General features: G+C 38.7%; 24 protein-coding genes and 1 tRNA gene. 9 read left to right on the forward strand and 16 right to left on the reverse strand.

Annotation, left to right across the window (positions count from 1 at the left end):
* The first annotated feature begins 81 nt into the window (after positions 1–81).
* Positions 82–429 carry a nucleotidyltransferase family protein gene (locus AOC35_RS13955; protein ID WP_108648029.1) on the forward strand — a complete coding sequence of 116 codons (348 nt, stop codon included), beginning with the start codon at positions 82–84 and terminating at the stop codon, positions 427–429.
* Positions 426–815: a HEPN domain-containing protein gene (locus AOC35_RS13960; RefSeq protein WP_108648032.1), complete on the forward strand. Its 390-nt coding sequence runs from the start codon at positions 426–428 to the stop codon at positions 813–815. Before AOC35_RS13955 ends, AOC35_RS13960 begins: the two co-directional genes overlap by 4 nt.
* 47 nt (positions 816–862) lie before the next feature.
* On the opposite strand, the gene ftsY is transcribed toward AOC35_RS13960, so the two are convergent.
* Positions 863–1,759 (reverse strand): signal recognition particle-docking protein FtsY, encoded by an 897-nt coding sequence (ftsY, locus tag AOC35_RS13965; protein WP_108648034.1) that lies wholly within the window; start codon positions 1,757–1,759, stop codon positions 863–865.
* Between the two features lie 52 nt (positions 1,760–1,811).
* Between ftsY and AOC35_RS13970 the strand changes: the two genes are divergently transcribed.
* Genes AOC35_RS13970 through AOC35_RS13990 form a run of 5 tightly spaced genes read left to right on the forward strand, consistent with a single transcriptional unit; the run spans position 1,812 to position 5,899 of the window.
* Positions 1,812–3,179: a M16 family metallopeptidase gene (locus AOC35_RS13970; RefSeq protein WP_159077605.1), complete on the forward strand. Its 1,368-nt coding sequence runs from the start codon at positions 1,812–1,814 to the stop codon at positions 3,177–3,179.
* A 19-nt stretch (positions 3,180–3,198) separates the two neighbouring features.
* Positions 3,199–4,539, forward strand: coding sequence for a M16 family metallopeptidase (locus AOC35_RS13975; protein WP_108648039.1), 1,341 nt, complete (start codon positions 3,199–3,201; stop codon positions 4,537–4,539).
* Positions 4,536–5,135 (forward strand): 16S rRNA (guanine(966)-N(2))-methyltransferase RsmD, encoded by a 600-nt coding sequence (gene rsmD, locus AOC35_RS13980; protein ID WP_108648041.1) that lies wholly within the window; start codon positions 4,536–4,538, stop codon positions 5,133–5,135. The genes AOC35_RS13975 and rsmD overlap by 4 nt, the downstream gene beginning before the upstream one ends.
* Positions 5,136–5,154: 19 nt before the next feature.
* Complete coding sequence (coaD, locus tag AOC35_RS13985) at positions 5,155–5,643, forward strand: pantetheine-phosphate adenylyltransferase (RefSeq protein ID WP_108648044.1); 489 nt, start codon at positions 5,155–5,157, stop codon at positions 5,641–5,643.
* Between the two features lies 1 nt (position 5,644).
* Positions 5,645–5,899: a YfhL family 4Fe-4S dicluster ferredoxin gene (locus AOC35_RS13990; RefSeq protein WP_108648046.1), complete on the forward strand. Its 255-nt coding sequence runs from the start codon at positions 5,645–5,647 to the stop codon at positions 5,897–5,899.
* Here AOC35_RS13990 and pth read toward each other — a convergent pair.
* The 6 genes from pth to AOC35_RS14020 form a co-directional block, all read right to left on the reverse strand.
* On the reverse strand, positions 5,885–6,472 hold the full coding sequence (gene pth / locus AOC35_RS13995; RefSeq protein WP_108648049.1) for an aminoacyl-tRNA hydrolase: 588 nt from the start codon (positions 6,470–6,472) through the stop codon (positions 5,885–5,887). The two genes, AOC35_RS13990 and pth, sit on opposite strands and share 15 nt — an antisense overlap.
* A gap of 99 nt (positions 6,473–6,571) precedes the next feature.
* Complete coding sequence (locus tag AOC35_RS14000; protein ID WP_108648051.1) at positions 6,572–7,222, reverse strand: 50S ribosomal protein L25/general stress protein Ctc; 651 nt, start codon at positions 7,220–7,222, stop codon at positions 6,572–6,574.
* Between the two features lie 116 nt (positions 7,223–7,338).
* On the reverse strand, positions 7,339–8,298 hold the full coding sequence (locus AOC35_RS14005) for a ribose-phosphate pyrophosphokinase (RefSeq protein WP_108648054.1): 960 nt from the start codon (positions 8,296–8,298) through the stop codon (positions 7,339–7,341).
* A 104-nt stretch (positions 8,299–8,402) separates the two neighbouring features.
* Positions 8,403–8,479, reverse strand: a tRNA-Gln gene (locus AOC35_RS14010).
* Complete coding sequence (gene ispE, locus AOC35_RS14015) at positions 8,457–9,383, reverse strand: 4-(cytidine 5'-diphospho)-2-C-methyl-D-erythritol kinase (protein ID WP_108648056.1); 927 nt, start codon at positions 9,381–9,383, stop codon at positions 8,457–8,459. The genes AOC35_RS14010 and ispE overlap by 23 nt, the downstream gene beginning before the upstream one ends.
* Positions 9,376–10,884, reverse strand: coding sequence for an outer membrane lipoprotein LolB (locus AOC35_RS14020; RefSeq protein WP_108648059.1), 1,509 nt, complete (start codon positions 10,882–10,884; stop codon positions 9,376–9,378). The genes ispE and AOC35_RS14020 overlap by 8 nt, the downstream gene beginning before the upstream one ends.
* A gap of 38 nt (positions 10,885–10,922) precedes the next feature.
* Between AOC35_RS14020 and mutM the strand changes: the two genes are divergently transcribed.
* Together mutM and mutY are read left to right on the forward strand one after the other, a co-directional pair.
* Positions 10,923–11,756 carry a bifunctional DNA-formamidopyrimidine glycosylase/DNA-(apurinic or apyrimidinic site) lyase gene (gene mutM, locus AOC35_RS14025; protein ID WP_108648061.1) on the forward strand — a complete coding sequence of 278 codons (834 nt, stop codon included), beginning with the start codon at positions 10,923–10,925 and terminating at the stop codon, positions 11,754–11,756.
* Positions 11,753–12,865, forward strand: a complete 1,113-nt coding sequence (gene mutY / locus AOC35_RS14030; protein WP_108648063.1) for an A/G-specific adenine glycosylase — start codon at positions 11,753–11,755, stop codon at positions 12,863–12,865. The genes mutM and mutY overlap by 4 nt, the downstream gene beginning before the upstream one ends.
* Here the strand turns inward: mutY and rapZ are convergent.
* The 9 genes from rapZ to AOC35_RS14075 form a co-directional block, all read right to left on the reverse strand.
* Positions 12,851–13,735, reverse strand: a complete 885-nt coding sequence (gene rapZ, locus AOC35_RS14035; protein WP_108648066.1) for an RNase adapter RapZ — start codon at positions 13,733–13,735, stop codon at positions 12,851–12,853. The two genes, mutY and rapZ, sit on opposite strands and share 15 nt — an antisense overlap.
* A gap of 1 nt (position 13,736) precedes the next feature.
* Complete coding sequence (gene hprK / locus AOC35_RS14040; protein WP_211307571.1) at positions 13,737–14,687, reverse strand: HPr(Ser) kinase/phosphatase; 951 nt, start codon at positions 14,685–14,687, stop codon at positions 13,737–13,739.
* A 23-nt stretch (positions 14,688–14,710) separates the two neighbouring features.
* Entirely contained in the window at positions 14,711–15,157 is a 447-nt protein-coding gene (locus tag AOC35_RS14045) for a PTS sugar transporter subunit IIA (protein ID WP_108648071.1), read from the reverse strand.
* 19 nt (positions 15,158–15,176) lie between these two features.
* Complete coding sequence (hpf, locus tag AOC35_RS14050) at positions 15,177–15,521, reverse strand: ribosome hibernation-promoting factor, HPF/YfiA family (protein ID WP_108648073.1); 345 nt, start codon at positions 15,519–15,521, stop codon at positions 15,177–15,179.
* Between the two features lie 123 nt (positions 15,522–15,644).
* On the reverse strand, positions 15,645–16,406 hold the full coding sequence (lptB, locus tag AOC35_RS14055) for an LPS export ABC transporter ATP-binding protein (RefSeq protein ID WP_108648076.1): 762 nt from the start codon (positions 16,404–16,406) through the stop codon (positions 15,645–15,647).
* On the reverse strand, positions 16,393–16,974 hold the full coding sequence (locus AOC35_RS14060) for an LptA/OstA family protein (protein ID WP_108648078.1): 582 nt from the start codon (positions 16,972–16,974) through the stop codon (positions 16,393–16,395). Before AOC35_RS14060 ends, lptB begins: the two co-directional genes overlap by 14 nt.
* 4 nt (positions 16,975–16,978) lie before the next feature.
* Complete coding sequence (lptC, locus tag AOC35_RS14065) at positions 16,979–17,617, reverse strand: LPS export ABC transporter periplasmic protein LptC (RefSeq protein WP_281259293.1); 639 nt, start codon at positions 17,615–17,617, stop codon at positions 16,979–16,981.
* A gap of 8 nt (positions 17,618–17,625) precedes the next feature.
* Positions 17,626–18,177, reverse strand: a complete 552-nt coding sequence (locus tag AOC35_RS14070) for a KdsC family phosphatase (RefSeq protein ID WP_108648082.1) — start codon at positions 18,175–18,177, stop codon at positions 17,626–17,628.
* 20 nt (positions 18,178–18,197) lie between these two features.
* Positions 18,198–19,193 (reverse strand): KpsF/GutQ family sugar-phosphate isomerase, encoded by a 996-nt coding sequence (locus tag AOC35_RS14075; protein ID WP_108648085.1) that lies wholly within the window; start codon positions 19,191–19,193, stop codon positions 18,198–18,200.
* Positions 19,194–19,195: the final 2 nt, after the last annotated feature.

Raw genomic sequence — 19,195 nt, forward strand, 5'->3', positions numbered from 1 at the left:
AGGAATAGTAAGGACTTATAAAATGAAGGTTAATATCATACTTGTTGCCCAAAAAGTTTTTTCTCATCATAATTAAACAATATGAAATCGACTTCCACAATTGAACTCAATACTCAAAAGGCAGCCCATGCTTTTTGGAAAAAAATAGCTCTTCATTACGATGTAAGAAGGATAATTTTGTTTGGTAGTCGCGCCCGTAATACGCACGAAAGTGATAGTGATGCGGATATTGCCGTACTCTTAAATGGAACTGCTGGACGTTTTATTACAACTAAGTTTGCCATGGATGACTTAGCCTACGATGTACTTTTAGAAACTGGTATTCGGATTCAGCCATTACCCATTTGGCAAACAGAATGGGACCATCCTGAAAAATACTCTAATCCAGAGTTGCTGAAAAACATTCAAGTAGAAGGTATTGTTCTTTGAAAGCTAAAGAACTATTTGTAAAGGCTCAGACTGCTGCATCGTCAGCGAAAATACTGCTTGATTCAAAAGATCTAGATGGTGCTTGTAACCGCGCTTATTACGCCATGTTTGATGCTGCTCGAGCCGCTCTTATAGCTACAGGCCACGAACAGGAAATTATTTTTACGAAAACTCATAGTGGTCTAATTTCAAATTTCAGTCTTAAACTGGTCAAGACAGGTCAGGTTTCAGTTAGTTTAGGTAAATCTTTGAATAAGGTTGAAGATCTTCGTTTAATGGCGGACTATAAAGGCGATACAGTTGAGTATGAAGATGCGGCCTGGGCAGTTGAGCAAGCAAATATTTTCGTAATTGAACTTATCAATAGCTTTGGATTAAAGGCGTAGTTTAAATGAAAAAATAGGATATAAAAATTGTGCAGGAATTTAGTAAGTTAATCACCAACTAATTCTTTTGCAAAAGCACCAGCATCAAAAGGAATTAACTGATCTACTCCTTCACCAATACCGATTGCCATAATTTGAGGCAGAATGTGACTTGAAGATAAAACGTGGGAGATGGCGCATAAAACTCCACCTTTAGCCGTTCCATCCATTTTGGTGATGATGAGACTTGAGAGATCAAGAGCCTCATGAAAGGCTTTCACTTGTGAAACCCCGTTTTGACCTGTATTTCCATCTAATACCAAAACCGTATGATGAGGCGCAGACGGAATGAGTTTCTGAATAATTCGCTTAACCTTTTTGAGTTCTTCCATCAGATGGTTCTGAGTAGCCAGCCTACCTGCAGTATCAATCACTAAAACATCGACATTCCTAGCGATTGCAGCACCAATAGCATCATGTGCTACTGTGGCAGCATCACCTGTTGTTTGATTTATCACCTCAACCTGATTACGTTTACCCCACTCTGCAAGTTGTTCCCGGGCAGCCGCTCTGAATGTATCCCCAGCTGCAAGCAATACTTTCTTATTCTGACGTTGTAAGGCATAACAAATCTTACCGATTGAAGTGGTTTTGCCTGCGCCATTGACACCTACAATTAGCCAAATTTCAGGATGATTTGTAGGGGTATGTGAAATTAGTGGATTATTAGTAAACTCTAAGGGTTGGAGAAGTTTAATAATTAACTTTTCAAGAGCTGATTTTAAAACTTCACCATTATCAATTTTTTCTTTTTTTGCAACAACTCGAAGTTGAGAAATAAGTTCGTTACTAGCATGAATACCAACATCGGCCATTAGTAATGATTCTTCTAAGGATTCAAAGAGTTCCTCATCAACACGAGTACGTTTGAAAATAGAAGAAAGAGATTTGCGCAGTCCGAACATAGATTAATATTTTAAGCGAAGATATAGGGGAATACAAAGAATGACTATGAGCATGAATAATCGACAAATTTTCAAATGTATCTTATTGAGCATAACTCTAATTTATCAGAGCTTTGCGTTTGCTGAGCAAAATCAGGGAAAGTATATCCATGAAAAGCAATTAAGTAATGGTTTGCGCGTTATCGTGAAGGAAGATCACCGGTCCCCAACTGTAGCGCATATGGTTTGGTATAAAACTGGTTCGGTCGACGAAGATATAGGCGTTACAGGCGTAGCCCATGTTTTAGAACATATGATGTTCAAGGGTACAAAAACGATTGGTCCTGGTGAGTTTTCAAAAAGAGTGGCTGCTCTAGGTGGTCGTGAAAATGCTTTTACTTCAAATGATTACACAGCCTATTTTCAACAAATCGAAAAATCCCATCTAGCCAAAGTCATGCAACTCGAAGCAGATCGTATGCATAATCTAGAACTTTCTGAAGAGGAATTTAAAAAAGAAATTCAAGTCATTATGGAAGAAAGAAGACTTCGCACTGATGATAAGGCACCCAGTTTGTTATATGAGCAGTTTATGGCAACAGCACTAAACTCTGCACCGAATAGACACCCAGTGATTGGATGGATGAATGATTTAAAAAATATGTCCTACAAAGATGCCAGAGATTGGTACGACAGTTGGTATACCCCAAAAAATGCGGTACTACTGGTGGTTGGTGATGTGAATCCTAATGAAGTGTTCGCAATGGCTGAAAGTATTTATGGAAAAATTCCAGCTAAAGAAATTAAAGAAAGAAAATTAAAGTTAGAGCCTGTACAACAGGGTCGAAAATATTTTGAATTAAGCGCACCAGCAGAAAACTCTGTTGTTATGCTGGGCTGGAAAGTCCCAAAGATTGAAAATGGTCAATTTAATAATAATGATCCATTTGCAATTGATGTTCTAACGGGAATATTAGACGGAAACCAAAATTCCAGATTAAATCGTCAACTCGTGATAGATAAAAAAATTGTGAGTTCTATTGGGACAAGCTATGACGGATTTTCAAGAGGTCAGAGTATGTTGAATATTTCTGGAGTCCTTCTACCTGGTAAAACCCCAGAAATGTTTGAGTCAGAAGTGAAAAGAATTCTAAAAGAAATTGCTCAAAATGGGGTGAAGCCAGAGGAATTGAAACGAGTAAAAATTGCTGTAAATGCCGCCCAGGTTTACAAAAAAGATTCAGTATTTGGTCAAGCAATGGAGATTGGTGAATTAGAGATGCATGATATTTCATGGCGGCAAATAGATACAATTGATGAAAAACTGCAATCAATCACTTCCGAGCAAGTTCAAGAAGTAGTAAAGAAATTTATTAACGATAGCCAGTTAACCGTTGGTGTATTGAAACCAATTACGCTTAAAAAAGCGTCTTCAAACTGATTACTAGAGAAGATTTAATATGAAAACAATTCTAAAAAGATCGTGCATAACTATATTAACCCTGATTTCATTAATGGTTACTAGTTTCACTTATGCCGCTTTACCTATTCAAAAAATCCTACTTGATTCAGGGGCAACATTATTCTTCGTAGAAGCAAGAACTATTCCAATGATCAATATCGGGATGGATATTAATGCAGGTTCTGTCTTTGATCAAAAAGGAAAAAAAGGCATAGCAGAAATGACGGCCAATCTTTTGAACAAGGGAGCAATGGTAGACGGTGGCAAAAAAGATGAAGCATTTTTATCTGACAAAATCTCTGATCTAGGTGCAGTTTTTAACGCCAGTGCTAGCAATGAGTTAACCTCAATTCGTATTAAATCATTAAGTAAGAAAGTAATCTTGGATGATGTTATTAATTTAACAGCGCAGATGATAGCTAATCCTAGTTTTGACCAAAAAGTATTATCTAGAGAAAAATCTTTAGAAATTAGTGGCTTGTTGGAAAGTCAGACAAGACCAGAGTACATAATGAGTGAGCAATTTACTAAAATGTTGTACCAAGGTAATCCACTTGGTTCAATTGCATCAGTTGCAGAATTGAAAAAAATCGAAGTAGATGATTTAAGAAAATTCCATCAAACTTATTACAGAGCAAAAAATACGAATGTAGTGATAGTAGGGGATGTAAGTACGCAAGATGCCGTCCAAATTGCTAATCGTTTAACTCAAAAATTGCCAAAAGGCGCCAACGTTGATTTAACAATTCCAGCATTTAAACCATTACCCATTAAGCCAGCTAATCAAAGGGAAGTTCATATTTCTCATCCTTCTACGCAAGCACATATTCAAATGGGCATCGATTCTGTTCCGCGAAACCATCCCGATTATTTCCCTTTATTAGTTGGTAATTACATCCTCGGCGGTGGCGGATTTGTATCACGCCTCATGAATGAAATACGTGAAAAACGAGGTTTAGCCTACAGCGTATCTAGTTACTTTATGCCTTCTAAATACATGGGATTCTTTTCTGCGAGTATGCAAACAAAAAAAGATCAGTCAGAGAAGTCAGTTGAACTTTTAAATCAAACAATTCAACAGTTCGTTGTGAATGGTCCTAGCGATGATGAAATCACGGCTGCTAAAAATAATCTGATGAATGGTTTTGCACTACGCATTGATAGCAATAGTAAATTACTTGCAAATGTTGCTGGAATAGCATGGAACGACTTACCATTGGATACTTTAGATACTTGGACAACTCAAGTAGATAAAGTAAGTAAAGAGGATATTCAAAGAGTATTTAAAAAATACTTAGATCCTGAAAGAATGATTACCGTGGTGGTTGGCGGCAATTGAAGAAAAATTTACCACTTTCCAACAAAGTCAGGATCATTGGTGGTCATTGGCGCAGTAGACAAGTTCAAGTTGTTGACCAACAAGGACTGCGACCAACGACGGATCGTGTGAGAGAAACCCTCTTCAATTGGATTAATCCTTATTTAAATGGTTCTAGGTGTTTAGATTTATTTGCTGGTTCCGGTGTATTAGGGTTTGAGGCTGCATCGCGAGGAGCCAAATTTGTTCAATTAGTGGAGCACAACCAAAAAGTTTATGTAAACTTACAAAATAATTTGCAAACACTGCAGCCGGGTCCAGTTAACTGTCAAATTGAGATAACTCGTGCAGAAGCACTTTATTGGTTAGCGAGTCATCAAATTTTGGACTTTGACATTATTTTCTTAGACCCACCGTTTGATGACGTAAATTTGTTACAAAATTCTCTAAAAACTATTGGAAACTATCAGTTTCAAACTAAAACTCCAATAATTTATGTAGAATCCACAACTAAGATTGAAAATGAAGTAATTTTAGAAAATTTGAATAATTGGCAGATTGAACGCCAATTAGTTGCTGGTGCTGTAAAGGCAAGCCTTCTAAAAGTAAAAATATAGAGCCATTTTAGGATTAATTATGACAATTGCAGTTTATCCAGGAACTTTTGATCCATTAACACGTGGACATGAAGATTTAGTTCGTCGAGCCGCTTCTATATTTGGCGAGGTGATTGTAGGCATTGCGGATAGTAAAAATAAGAAGCCAATATTTACTCTAGATGAACGTATACAAATCGCTAGAGAAGTTTTGAGTCATTACTCAAATGTACGCGTAGAGGGCTTTACTGGACTCCTGAAGGACTTTGTAAGAAAAAACAATGCGAGGGTAATTGTTCGAGGCTTAAGGGCTGTATCCGACTTTGAATACGAGTTTCAGATGGCAGGTATGAATCGCTATTTGGTACCAGATGTAGAAACACTATTTCTGACACCATCTGATCAGTATCAGTTTATTTCTGGTACCTTTGTCCGCGAAGTGGCATTACTCGGCGGTGATGTAAGTAAATTTGTTTTCCCATCGGTTGAACAATGGTTAGATAAAAAGGTGAAAGCAGCCCAAGGTTAATATGGCATTAATGATTACTGATGATTGTATTAACTGTGACGTGTGTGAGCCGGAATGCCCAAATGATGCCATTAGTATGGGGCCAGAGATTTACGAAATTAACCCTGATAAATGCACAGAATGCGTCGGACACTACGATAAACCACAATGTCAAATCGTTTGCCCGATAGCCTGTATCCCTAAAAATCCTGGCTTTATTGAAAATAACGATCAGCTTATGCAAAAGTACTATAAGTTGACATCAAAGAGTGTGTAAGTCTTTCATTGCTTGCGACAAATCACCATTTATGACCAATGGGAAAACTCTCATAAATTGATCAAAGCAATCTTCAATTAAAGCCATTTCTGCTTTGGGCGGACGTTTCAAAACATAACTTGCGACCTCTTGATGAGGACTACCTTTTTCTACAAAATCTCTCGGATGTCCTATACCAACTCGAAGTCTTAAATAATCAGAGGTGCCGATATGGGATTGGATGCTTTTTAAGCCGTTATGTCCGCCCGTGCCACCCCCCATTTTGAGACGAATTACACCCGGTGCAAGATCCAACTCATCATGAATCACCAACAGTTGAGACGGCTTAATTTGTAAAAATCGCATTAGTTGCCCTACAGACTCACCGCTTAAATTCATATAAGTCATGGGCTTTAATAAGTAAACGTCCTGACCCTGAAATTTTCCTTTAGCAAGCTCACCTTTAAATTTACTCTCTGTTTTGAACGACGTATTCAAATGACTGGCAATTAGATCACATAACCAAAAACCGGCATTATGCCGATCATTCAGATGTTGATCAGTGGGGTTACCTAAGCCAATTATTAAGTACATTGATGTTAAATATATTTCAAATAAATTGATGAGAGTAGAAGCTACAACTTAGAAAAAAACCCGCAACAGCGGGTTTTCTCGCAAAAGAACAATTAAAAATTATTCTTTACCTTCTTTATCTTTTAATTTAGTAGCAACCGGCGCTGCTGGAGCTTCTGGCGCACCAGTTGGTAATACTCCAGAAGACACTAAAGGCATACGTGCCACAACAATAGCTGGGTTTTCATGTTCAACATGCAAACTTAATGTAACACCCGCTGATAAAGTTAAATCTTTAGCATGGAGAGTTTGACCAACTACCATTGCACTTAAATCAACTTCAATAAATTCAGGCAAGTTTGCAGGTAAGCACTCGATTTCAACTTCATTTGCAATATGGTTAATTACACCACCACCAGTTTTCACTGCTGGACATGTATCTTCACCTTTAAAGTGAAGTGGAACTTTCATGTGAACTTTATGGGTTGCATCAATGCGTTGAAAATCAATGTGTAATACGAGCGGCTTAAACGGATGCATTTGGAAATCACGTAAAAGAGCTTGTGTAACCTTACCAGAAATTTCAATGTCTAAAATTGAAGAATGGAAGGCTTCTTTTTTTAAAGCGTGGAAGAGTGCATTGTGATCTAATTCCACTGCTTGCGGTAAATCTGTTCCACCATAAATAATACCTGGTGTTTTTCCAGAATTGCGCAGGCGGCGGCTCGCACCAGTGCCCTGTACGCTACGTTCGTAGGCTGTAACTTTCATGAGTAATCCTCTAATAAATTTCGATAATAATTTGCCTTATCAAAGATAAGGCACTTATTCCTGTTCGCGACCAAACAGAAAAGATTGCTATTATAACTTGAATTTGTTCTAGAAGGCTAGTCTGTATCGGTAAACATCGACATAACTGAATCACCACGGCTAATTCTTTGCAGAGTTTCTCCAAGTAATGGTGCAATCGATAAAACACGTATTTTAGAACTTGCCTTTGCCTCATCACTGAGGGGAATTGTGTCAGTAACTACCACCTCATCTAAGTGAGACTCTAAGATCCTACTTACAGCAGACCCTGAAAACACAGGGTGCGTACAATAGGCCATGACACTTTTAGCACCTCTTTGTTTTAATACTTCAGCAGCTTTACATAAAGTGCCACCAGTATCAATCATGTCATCCATAATGATGCAACGACGACCTTCTACTTCACCAATGACATGCATTACTTCTGAAACATTCGCTTTAGGGCGGCGTTTATCAATAATTGCTAAATCACAACCTAACTGTTTTGCAAGTGCTCTTGCTCGCACTACACCACCAATATCAGGAGAAACTACTAATAAATCTCCGCCTTTTTTGCTATGTAAGTCGTCTAATAAGACTGGTGAGGCGTAAATGTTATCCACTGGAATATCAAAAAAGCCTTGAATTTGGTCAGCATGAAGATCCATTGTCAGAACACGTTCTACGCCAGCAACAGATTGCAACATATTTGCCACGAGCCTAGCTGAAATGGCAACCCTTGCCGATCGGGGGCGACGGTCTTGTCTGGCATAGCCAAAATAGGGGATTACTGCTGTGATGGTTCCCGCGGAGGCTCTTTTGAGCGCGTCCACCATAATCATCAGCTCCATCAAATGATCATTGGTCGGCGCACAAGTGGATTGCAAGACAACCACATGCTTACTACGAACGTTTTCTTGAATCTCAACTTGAATTTCACCATCTGAGAATTTACCTACCATCGCTTTGCCAAGCTCTAATCCCAAATAATCAGAAACAGCTTTTGCTAAATCTGGATTGGCATTTCCAGTAAAAATAACCATGGATTCATTGCTCATATTGGCTCCAATAGGAAAAAGGATGTGAAATAGTTGAAAACAGAGGATTTTTCAAGAAAGAGAGAGAGGAGAAGAATGTGAAATTTTTATGAAAACACGCAATGTGGCAGAGGAGGAAGGATTCGAACCTTCGCATGCTGGAATCAAAATCCAGTGCCTTAACCAACTTGGCGACTCCCCTGTTGCGGTTTACTAAACAACAATTTATTACTTAAGTTGCTATTTGGAATTAAATTATAAGCCGAGTGACGCATTAAACTCTTAACTTTAAAAAATTTCCATTCGTGCGGTAGTTCAGAAATACAAGAATCCGTATCAAAACTGTCGGGAATTTTACAAAAAACTGAACTCCCAGAACCGCTCATTATCGGTTGAGTATTTGGAAATGTACATTTCAGCCACTCAATTGCGTTCTTAACTGCTACATATTTTTGCTCGGCAATTTCCTGTAAATCATTTTGAAACATAGTTAAATTGGATTTTTGCTCTGCGAAGTCAGTTATTGTAATCTGACTGTGATTTCTAGTCAATTCAGGAGATGAAAAAATTTCCTTAGTTGGTATGGAAACACCGGGATAAACGACGGCGTATTCATGAATTGGCAAATCGATAGGGGTGATGATCTCGCCAATACCCTCTACAAATGCGTTATGCCCTTGAATGAAAAATGGCACATCAGCACCTAACTGTATACCAATATCCATTAAATCCCACTTTGAGAGGTTTAAATTCCAGAGTTGATTAAGACCAAGCAAAGTACTTGCTGCATCGGAGGAGCCCCCGCCTAAACCTGCACCCATTGGGATATTTTTTTCTAAATCGATATCTACACCTTGAGAAACCCCGCAAGTTTTTTGTAATAAAACCGCGGCTTTAACTACCAAGTCATCTTTGGCGGCAACATTTGCTAAGGGGTTAATTCGATGAATTTCAGAATCTTGACGACTATTTAATATGACTTGGTCCGATAAATTAATCAGTTGGAAAACACTCTGTAAGAGATGGTAGCCATCAGGACGTTGTCCAACGACGTGTAAAAATAGGTTGATTTTTGCGGGCGCAAGAATACTTAACTGATTACTCATTGATAAGGTTAAAAATTAAACGAATATCAATCTCTGTGCCTCTATCTGATCGATTCATCTGTAATTTTTGTAATTTATTGTCATTCGTCCAAGTATATTTTAAAGTCCAATTGTCTTGAATAATTTCCTCAACTTGCCCCGTTGTATTTCTCTTTAAAGTGCTTTGGCTGCCCGCTCTTGGAAAACCTGATAGCCATTCAGTTAAACCTCTTGCTGGAATGGGTAAACCTAAAGTTTGAGCCATTAATTGATCAGCATCGATAGCATTAATGATCTTTCCATTTTGTTCTAAAGAGGCACTACCTGGTTTGATTTGAAGTTTGGCAATAGAAGTCCCGATGGGTGATCTAATCTCTAAATCATCAATAAAGTCAGCATGAACCAGTGTAAATGCCCCACTACCACCATCTTGTGATTTGGCATCATTGATTTTTACAGAAAACCGACCATCCCATTTTCTACTCTTGGTTTGATCAAAAACTTCGGGACTTGACCAAGTTGGACGAAGTCTGCGTAACGTTTCTTTAAGAGTTGGATTATTGGCATTAATAGATTCTGCTTTACGCCAAACGGTATCTGCATCTGCCTCTTTCCCGGCCTTAAACAAGACTTCCCCAAGGTGAGCACCAACCTCTGCTTCGGCAAGTTGGTTAAAAGAATCCTGAAGATACTTAAGCGCTAAGTCGTTATTGCCTAAGCGGTAATTAACCCAACCTAAGCTATCCAAAATAAAGGGGTTATTAGGATTTAATTGATTGGCCTTATTAATTAGATAAAGAGCTTCAGTTAATCTTATATTGCGGTCCGCAAACGCATATCCTAATGCATTGAGGGCGTTTGCATCGTCAGGATTGCTCTTTAACATGGACTGTAAGACGTCTTCCATCTTTTCAAGATTGCCTGCTTTTTCTAGACCTAATGCATACAAAAACAAGATTTCATTGTCTTTAGTTAAAGGCTTTAAATCACCGACAATTTTTGCAAACGCTAGCATTGCCTCATCTTGATTGTCCGCTTTATTAAAAAGGGGTAAGACTTGTTTTAAAAATGCATCTCGCTTCTTGACAGATTCATACTTTAGAAATTTAATTGTAGGTTCGACGGCATCGCTCCAATATTGATTAATCATCAATAAAGTAAGGTAGACCTCTCTAGATGTATTGTCAGTCGGTGGAGTTAGTTCATCCCAAAGTTTTGCAGCCTCTAGCGAGGATTTGGGGGATTTAGCCATTAAGGCAATCTCCATTGCCCTTTGAGCAATTCTTGGATCTTTGGTAGATTTCGCCAAAGTAAACAAAGTTTGGTAGGCTGCAGCGACTTCTCCGCGTTGCAAAGCAATCTCTGAAGTTAAAAATAAATAAATATTTTCAACATATTTCTCAGTATCCTGATCTGATTGGGCAGATTGTGCAAAAATATTAGCACTGAGCAGAGTGGTAAAAATTACAAACAGCGAATTAAACGCTATTTGACGAAAAGAAGATAAATTGTGTTTTTCCATTTGCTTATTCTATATAACATTCAATATTATTTCTAAAAATGCCAGAATTACCAGAGGTTGAAGTCACCAAACAGGGTATTGCGCCAATTATTGAGGGAAAAAGTATTTCAGATGTCGTGATATACGACGGTAGATTACGATGGCCAGTACCCATAAATTTAAAAAATATTTTGTGCGATCAAAAAGTGCGTTTACTAAGGCGTAGAGGAAAGTACATTTTATTTGAATTTGACCATGGCACCATGATTATTCATTTGGGGATGACGGGTGTTTTAAGGATTCAAGAAAAGACGGAACCTGCTCGAAAACATGATCGAGTTGAGTTTCATTTCGGTAAAAAAGTTTTAAGATTGCACGATCCACGTAAGTTTGGATCAATTCATTGGCATCCACTTTCAGAAACACCTGTTGACGAAATCCCAATGTTAAAACGTTTAGGGGTAGAACCCTTTGGACCCGCTTTTGAAGGCGCTTTAGGGGCTGAGTTACTTTTTAAAAAATCAAGGTCAAGAACAGTCTCAGTTAAAGAGTTTTTATTAGCAGGACAATGTGTGGTTGGAGTGGGAAATATTTATTGCTCAGAAAGCTTATTTACTGCCGGCATCAATCCAAAAACCCCAGCTGGTAAAGTTAGCTTCAAGCGCTATGAATTATTGGCTGAGTCGATTCGGGTGACCTTAGAAAAAGCGATTGAAGCAGGCGGAAGCAGCTTAAAAGATTTCGTGAACAGCCAGGGAGAACCCGGTCACTTCATGGTCCAAACAAAGGTTTATGACCGCACTGGGGAGCCTTGCCATCAATGCCAAAGCTTAATTAAACAAATTAAACAAGGTCAGAGATCCACTTTTTATTGTTCAAACTGTCAGAAATGAAGGACTTTGCAAAAAAACTCATTGATTGGCATCAACAACATGGGCGTAAAGGATTGCCTTGGCAAGGCCTCAAAGACCCCTATAAAGTTTGGTTATCTGAAATTATGTTGCAACAAACACAGGTTGCCACAGTCATCGATCGCTATCAAACTTTTTTAGTAAAGTTCCCGAATGTACAAACCTTGGCGCAGGCCCCTTTAGATGAAGTAATGGCTTTGTGGGCTGGCCTCGGTTACTACACCAGAGCTAGAAATTTACATGCCTGTGCCAAGATGATTTTGGCTCAATATGCTGGTCAATTTCCTCAGTTACCCGAACAGTTAAATCAACTACCTGGCATCGGTCAGTCAACAGCCAGAGCTATAGCCGCTTTTTGCTTTAATCATCCGGCAAGTATATTAGATGCCAATGTTCAACGCTTAATAGCCAGAACGCATGGTATCCAGGGATCTTTAAAGACCCGTGCTGAGAATCAAAAGTTATGGATCTTAGCAGATAACTTATTACCTAAAGATGCTCAATTAATGCCCACCTATACCCAAGCTTTGATGGATTTTGGAGCCACAGTTTGTAAACCTACTTCTCCCGCATGTCAAAACAAGTTCTCTTCGAGCTGTATTTATTTAGCAGATTGTTTGGCCTTTAAAGACCAAACTGTGCTTCAAATCCCTTTAAAAATCAAAAAGGTTCCCTCTAAAATTGTTGTGAGTGAAATGCTTTTGATGATGGATGAGGAAAATATTCTCCTAGAAAAAAGACCGCATTCTGGTATTTGGGGAGGATTATGGACTTTACCGGAAACCCCTTGGGTAGAAATAAAAAGTGAGAAAGAGGTGTCTCAAGTTGAGTTTAAGATTGATCAGTTCCGTCATTTGATCAGTTTGGCCAACCCAGCAGCATACCAACAGGGGAGAGTTTTGGCTCCTCATAAGCACGTTTTTACACATAGAACTTTATACTTTTCCACACGGATTGTGAAAGTTTCCAAAACTGAGGTCGAATGGAACGATGCGTGTCATTGGATCAAACTCTCTGAGTTAGCTAGTATCGGTTTACCCACACCAGTAAAAAAATTATTGGAAGACTTTCAACTATTAGACCGAGTTTAGGGCAATAGCAACAATGTCGCGATGACGTTTTAGAGATGCGAGATCTGCAAATTCAGGGTTATTTTTAAATGCTTCATACAACTTATTGACTAATGCTACAGAGCGATGTTGCCCGCCAGTACAACCGACGGCAACCGTGAGGTAACTTCTTCCATCCTTTTGGTATTTGGGCAACCAATATTTTACAAAAGCATGGATATCTTCAAACATCTTATTAAAGTCTTCTGAAAGTAACAGAAAATCAATCACCGCTTGGTCATTGCCAGTTAAATGTTTCAAAGCATTTTCATAATAGGGATTGGGAATACACCTGGCATCAAATACGATATCTGCATCGTGAGGAACGCCATTTTTAAAGCCAAAAGATTCAAATAAAACCGTAATATCAGATTTTTTTTCATGAACTAGCTCTAAGAGCCAACTGCGCAAAGTGTTGGAAGAGATATTACTGGTGTCAATTTGGTGGGCATTTTCACTTACACCGGCCATTAAAGAGCGCTCTTGATCTATTGCATCTTCCAATGATTGAACAGAGTGATTCAATTTATTTAAACTGAGGGGGTGTCGTCTTCTGGTTTCAGAAAAGCGTTTTACCAAAGCTTCGGTAGACGCATTCAGAAAAATCGTATGAATCTCATGAAGTCCTTTTGCGCGATCAATAATAGCCGGCAAATTTTGAACACTTACTCCACGCCGAGCGTCAATGGCAATTGCAATTTTATAGTCTTTATCTGGAGCTAATTGATCAATCAAGGTCGTCAATAAATTAATCGGTAAATTATCTACACACTCAAATCCAGCGTCCTCTAAGGCGTGTAGTGCCACAGATTTACCTGATCCAGAGATTCCTGTGATGATAAAGATGCTCATATTAATTATTGTTATCGGATTGAATTAATTTTTGCTGACGATTTATAAAATCCTCAAGAGTGTTAATACCGCGAAGTTGGAGAATCGTATTACGAACCGCCGCCTCAACTAAAACAGCTAAGTTACGACCTTCGGCAACTTGAATTTTTACGGTTCGGATGCCTAAACCTAAAATTTCAGTATATTGACTTTCCAAAGGAAGTCTTTCAAAAGTCTGGTCGGTTCTTTTGACGAGCTGCACAATTAATCTTAACTTCAGTTTGCGTCTTACTGCAGTCTCTCCAAAAATAGTTTTGATATCGAGTAAGCCTAGTCCACGAACTTCTAATAAATCTCGAAGAATGATTGGACAACGCCCTTCAATATAGTCGGGACCTAGCCTAGAAAAATCCACAGCATCATCTGCTACAAGACCATGTCCCCTTGAAATGAGCTCAAGTCCGAGTTCACTTTTACCAAGACCAGACTCCCCAGTAATGAGAACACCTAGCCCCAAAATATCCATAAAGACACCGTGCATGGTGATACTTGGCGCACCAATTTTTGTAAGATATAAACGTAGGTGATCAATCACCTCGGCAGCAGGTAGAGGAGTCTCAAAAAGCGGTGTAGAAGATCTTTGGCAGTGAAGCTTCAAGTAATCTGAGGCAATTTGATTATCAGCAATAATAATACATGGTGGATGCATCGCAATGAGGTCAACCAATTGATGCCGTAATTGAGCTTTTTGTAATCGATCAAGGTAGGTAATCTCCGGCTCGCCACAAACTTGAAGTCGCCGTGGATGAATGAGATTTAAGTGACCAACTAAATCCGACGCTGATGAGGCTTGTGCAACAACTTGTTCATCGAAACAGCGATCTGCACCTTCTTGACCTGTTATCCAGTGGAGTTTTAAATCATCAATATTCTCATCAAAAATGTGTTGAGCACTGATCCCGATGAGCGACAGTTGCTGAATCATGATGAATCTTTCTAGACGGTCAAAGAATGCAGAATTTCATTAGGTAATTGACCCTGTCGCAGGGTTTCGCGTTTATTTTTATCAGCAAGAGTTTGTGCAATTTCTGACAGTAATTCAAGGTGAAGTTGGGTGGCTACTTCAGGGACTAATAAAAAAATAGAAATATCAACGGGTTCACTATCTGAACTGCCATAATCAATCCCAGTTTGAAGTCGATAAAAACTAACTAGGGGATCTTTCAGGCCTTTCACACGACCGTGGGGTATCGCGACACCTAAACCTAGTGCAGTAGAGCCTAGTTTTTCCCGATCTTGTAAACAGTTATAAATCAGACTTTCATCTAAATGCGATTGAGCCGAAAAATTGGAACTCGCCAAACGAAACAAGGTATTAATGTCAGGTACTTCGACATCCAGATAGATATGTTTTTCAAATAAAATTTTAGCGAGTTCACTCATATTTCTATTATAAGTTTAATCAGTCCATACCCGCCGAAATATGTTTGGCGCATAGAGGGTGATGATGATTTTTTACAATTTCTTTTGATTTTAAAATTTGTTTATCTAATTTATCAATCGTCAAATCAATTGCTTTGTATAAATCTGCATGATGTGATTGTGCGAATAGATCTTTACCTAAAGCATGAAAACTTATTTCACAGGTTTGGCGAAGTTCTTTTTCATGGGCTTTTTCGACAAAAAAAGTCACGCTTACTTGTAGAATTTGATCAAAATGCTTTTTAATGACGGATAACTTTTCTGCTAAATGCTCATTTATTGCTGGAGTAACTTCAAGATGATTACTGTTAATAAGAACTTTCATAGACTCTCCAAAACGTTGCTGTTGAAAAAAACTAATTCAGATTTACCGTCAATTTAGTTTACTACGCATTCAGATTAACAGTGATTTATTGGCTTGCCAAGTGTTCAGAGCAGAACATATGTTTTACATTTTAAAGTTTTCGCCCAGGTAGACCCGGCGTACACTTTCGTTTTCAATAATTTCACTCGGTAAGCCTTGGGCAAGGACGACACCATCACTAATGATATAGGCATGGTCACAAATACCTAAGGTTTCGCGTACATTATGGTCAGTGATTAAAACCCCAATATTGCGCTCTTTTAAAAACTTGATGATGCGTTGGATTTCTCCAACCGCAATAGGGTCAACGCCAGCAAAAGGCTCATCTAAGAGGATGAATTTAGGATTAGTTGCAAGGGCTCTGGCAATTTCTACACGCCTTCTTTCACCACCGGATAAAGATAGAGCGGGATTTTCCCGTAAATGACTAATTTGTAATTCATCTAACAATTCATTCAGCCTAGCATTCATGGCACTTCGAGTCATCTTCCTGCCATTAGCATCTTCCTGGAGTTCCAATACCGCCTGAATGTTTTCACGTACTGATAACTTCCGAAAAATCGAGGCTTCTTGTGGTAGGTAAGATAGACCCATAAAGGATCTTTCATGAATCGGTAACTTACTAATTAATTTGCCATCGAGGGTAATGGTGCCCTGGTCGGCAGGAACTAATCCAACTATCATATAAAAAGAAGTGGTTTTACCCGCTCCATTAGGCCCTAGAAGTCCAACAATTTCACCTGTTTTGACTTCAATACTTACATCTCGCACAACAGTTCGTTTACCGTACTTTTTTTGTAACCCTTTAGCAATAAGGGCTGGCTGAGAAGAGCTATTGGCTGACATAGTTTGGCTTTACATCAAAAAGTTTAGGGGATTCTTTGTACTTCGGGGAAAGAAACGATTTAGCAAAGTTTTTATCACCTTTGCTAATGGCTTGGTATTTTTCAGTAAATAAATTGTATTGTATTTGATCCGCATAAAGCTTATCACGCCATTGTTCACCAGAACTTCTGGCCGTAAAGGCTTGGCCAGTAATTAACAAACTATCATTTTTTTCCTCATATAGGATCAACTCTCCTTCACCATGGATGAATTCGATCGTCGTACCATCAAGTTGTTGAGTAAATTCAGCCAATTGCATCGCATCACCAATCACAGATATTTTTTGAAATCCATCAGGATCAACCACCACAATGGCTTTCGCACCTTTAACTAAAATACTCCCACGCGAAACTACAATATGACCAGTTAAAAAATACTCTTGATTGACGTCATTAAAATCCACCTTATCCGCCTTAAAATTAGTAGGTTTACTCTGATCCGACTGTAAGGCGAAGGAATTTTGTAGGGTAGTAAATCCTAAAAATAACCAAGTTATCCAGTGATAAAAAACAGGGTGAGTTAATTTCACTTCATCACCTCTTTAAAGTATTGCTGGGTTCAATTACCCCTTGCACATCACCGTACATTTGAATCGATTGGCTGACGTTATCATAATCAGCCCCCTTATTTGCTGTAACAATCGAATCTCCCCGTTGAATTTTTACTGGTAAGCGGGTGGTTAAGCGATCATCATTAACAAACACTTCTAAGTAATCAGTATTTAATTTAAAAAAAGGATTAATGAGTAATCCTGTGGCATTGATTTGACTCGGTCGACTGACGAGAACATTTTTAAAAAGTTCAACAATATCTAAGTTACCACTGACATGCGCAGTTTCAGAGCGTACCGTGGTAGGTGGAGTATTTTTTGCAAAAAGCCTTAATTGCGGCTTTGTCACATCAATCGAAGCATCATCTTCAAAGTGCCTAAATTCGCGGCCAAGTAATCGATATTTGGTTGAGCCATCCAGATTTAATACGGTTAATTTAGCATCGGTAAAAACATAGTCAGGTTTATGTGCTTTACTTCTAGCCACAGTTGGTAACTCTGGTTGAATATTTTTCTTTAGGTACCAAAAAGATAGCAAGGTAATACTCCCCAGGATTAAAAGGGGAATTAACCGAAAAATAAATCCGGTAATAGTTTCTTTAATGGTAGTTAAATAGTTCACTTGATTTATTAAAGAGCTTGTTTAAGTAAAAGATCGTATTTATCTTGTGCTTTTAAAATCAAATCACATACTTCTCGAACTGCACCGTTACCACCGGATTCACTTGTTACATACCTGGCAATTTTAAGTACCTCATAATGAGCCTGAGCTGGTGCGACGGGAAGACCGACCCTGCTTAAAACAGATAAATCTGGCCAGTCATCGCCCATTGCTGCGCAAGCACTATAAGTTAAATCTAATGTATTCCGGAGTGATTCAAAGACCACTAATTTATCTTTTACGCCTAAAAAGACATGTTCAATTCCTAGAGCACTTGCCCTAGCTTTTACCATTTCAGAATCTCTTCCAGAAATAATCGCACACTGAATACCGTTCTCAATCAATAACTTAATACCATGACCGTCGAGACTATTAAATACTTTAATATGTTCAAAGCCATCCGGACTAATAAAAAGTGAGCCATCGGTTAATACACCATCTACATCCAATACTAAAAGTCGGATGGTTTGGGCTCTTTCTAGTGCCTGAGGATAATTTGCGATTTGGTTAGTAAGATACATTTTGCTCAAAGTGGAGTCACCTAAAGAATTTTGTTGGAAAGCAAGTCGTGCATGTTTAGTGCCCCAACTAATTTATTTTGTTGGTCTACGACAATTAACTGGTTAATCCTATGACGTTCCATGATTTCTAAAGCCTCTGCAGCTAACATATCTTGAGAGACAGTTTTCGGATTTAAAGTAATAACGTCAGAAACTGTAATGGCTTCAAGTTGCAAAGTTTTTTCTAATAACCTGCGTAAGTCACCGTCAGTAAAGACACCTAATACTTCTTGATTACCATCCGTAATCACGGTCATCCCTAATCTCTTTTTAGACATTTCTAATAAAAGATCTTTAAAAGAGTCATGCATTGTATTCATGGGGACTTCTTCACCGGAATGCATAATATCTCGTACTAAGGTAAGTAGTCTTCTACCTAAACTTCCACCAGGATGAGACATTGCAAAATCACTGGCTTGAAAATTTCTTGCATCTAATAAAACAACCGCTAGAGCATCACCCATTGCTAAAGTTGCAGTGGTACTTGTAGTTGGTGCGAGATTAAGCGGACAGGCTTCTTTTTGTATAGCAACATTCAGATGAACGTCTGCAAACTTGGCTAAGGAAGACTCAGGCTTTCCGGTCATTGCAATGAGTTTAGCGCCCATTCTTTTAATTAAAGGCACGATAGTCATGAGTTCTGAGGCCTCGCCAGAATAGGATAAAGCCAGAAAAACATCTTCAGACTGTACCATTCCTAGGTCGCCATGACTTGCTTCAGCGGGGTGAACAAAGAAAGCGGGTGAGCCAGTTGAAGCAAAAGTGGCCGCAATTTTACGGGCTATGTGCCCTGATTTACCAATCCCTGAAACAACAATCCTACCCTTACAGTGAAGCAATAGATCTACGGCAGCTAAGAAAGCTTGGCAGTACTCTGGGTCTTCAAATCGTTCTTTGAGTAGTTGAATACCCTGAGTTTCAATTTCAAGGGTATTCTTAGCCAAAGCAGTGAAATGTTCACTTCGTTCTAATATCATAG

Origin of the sequence: Polynucleobacter rarus (assembly GCF_003072505.1) — a bacterium.
GTDB classification, from domain to species: domain Bacteria; phylum Pseudomonadota; class Gammaproteobacteria; order Burkholderiales; family Burkholderiaceae; genus Polynucleobacter; species Polynucleobacter rarus.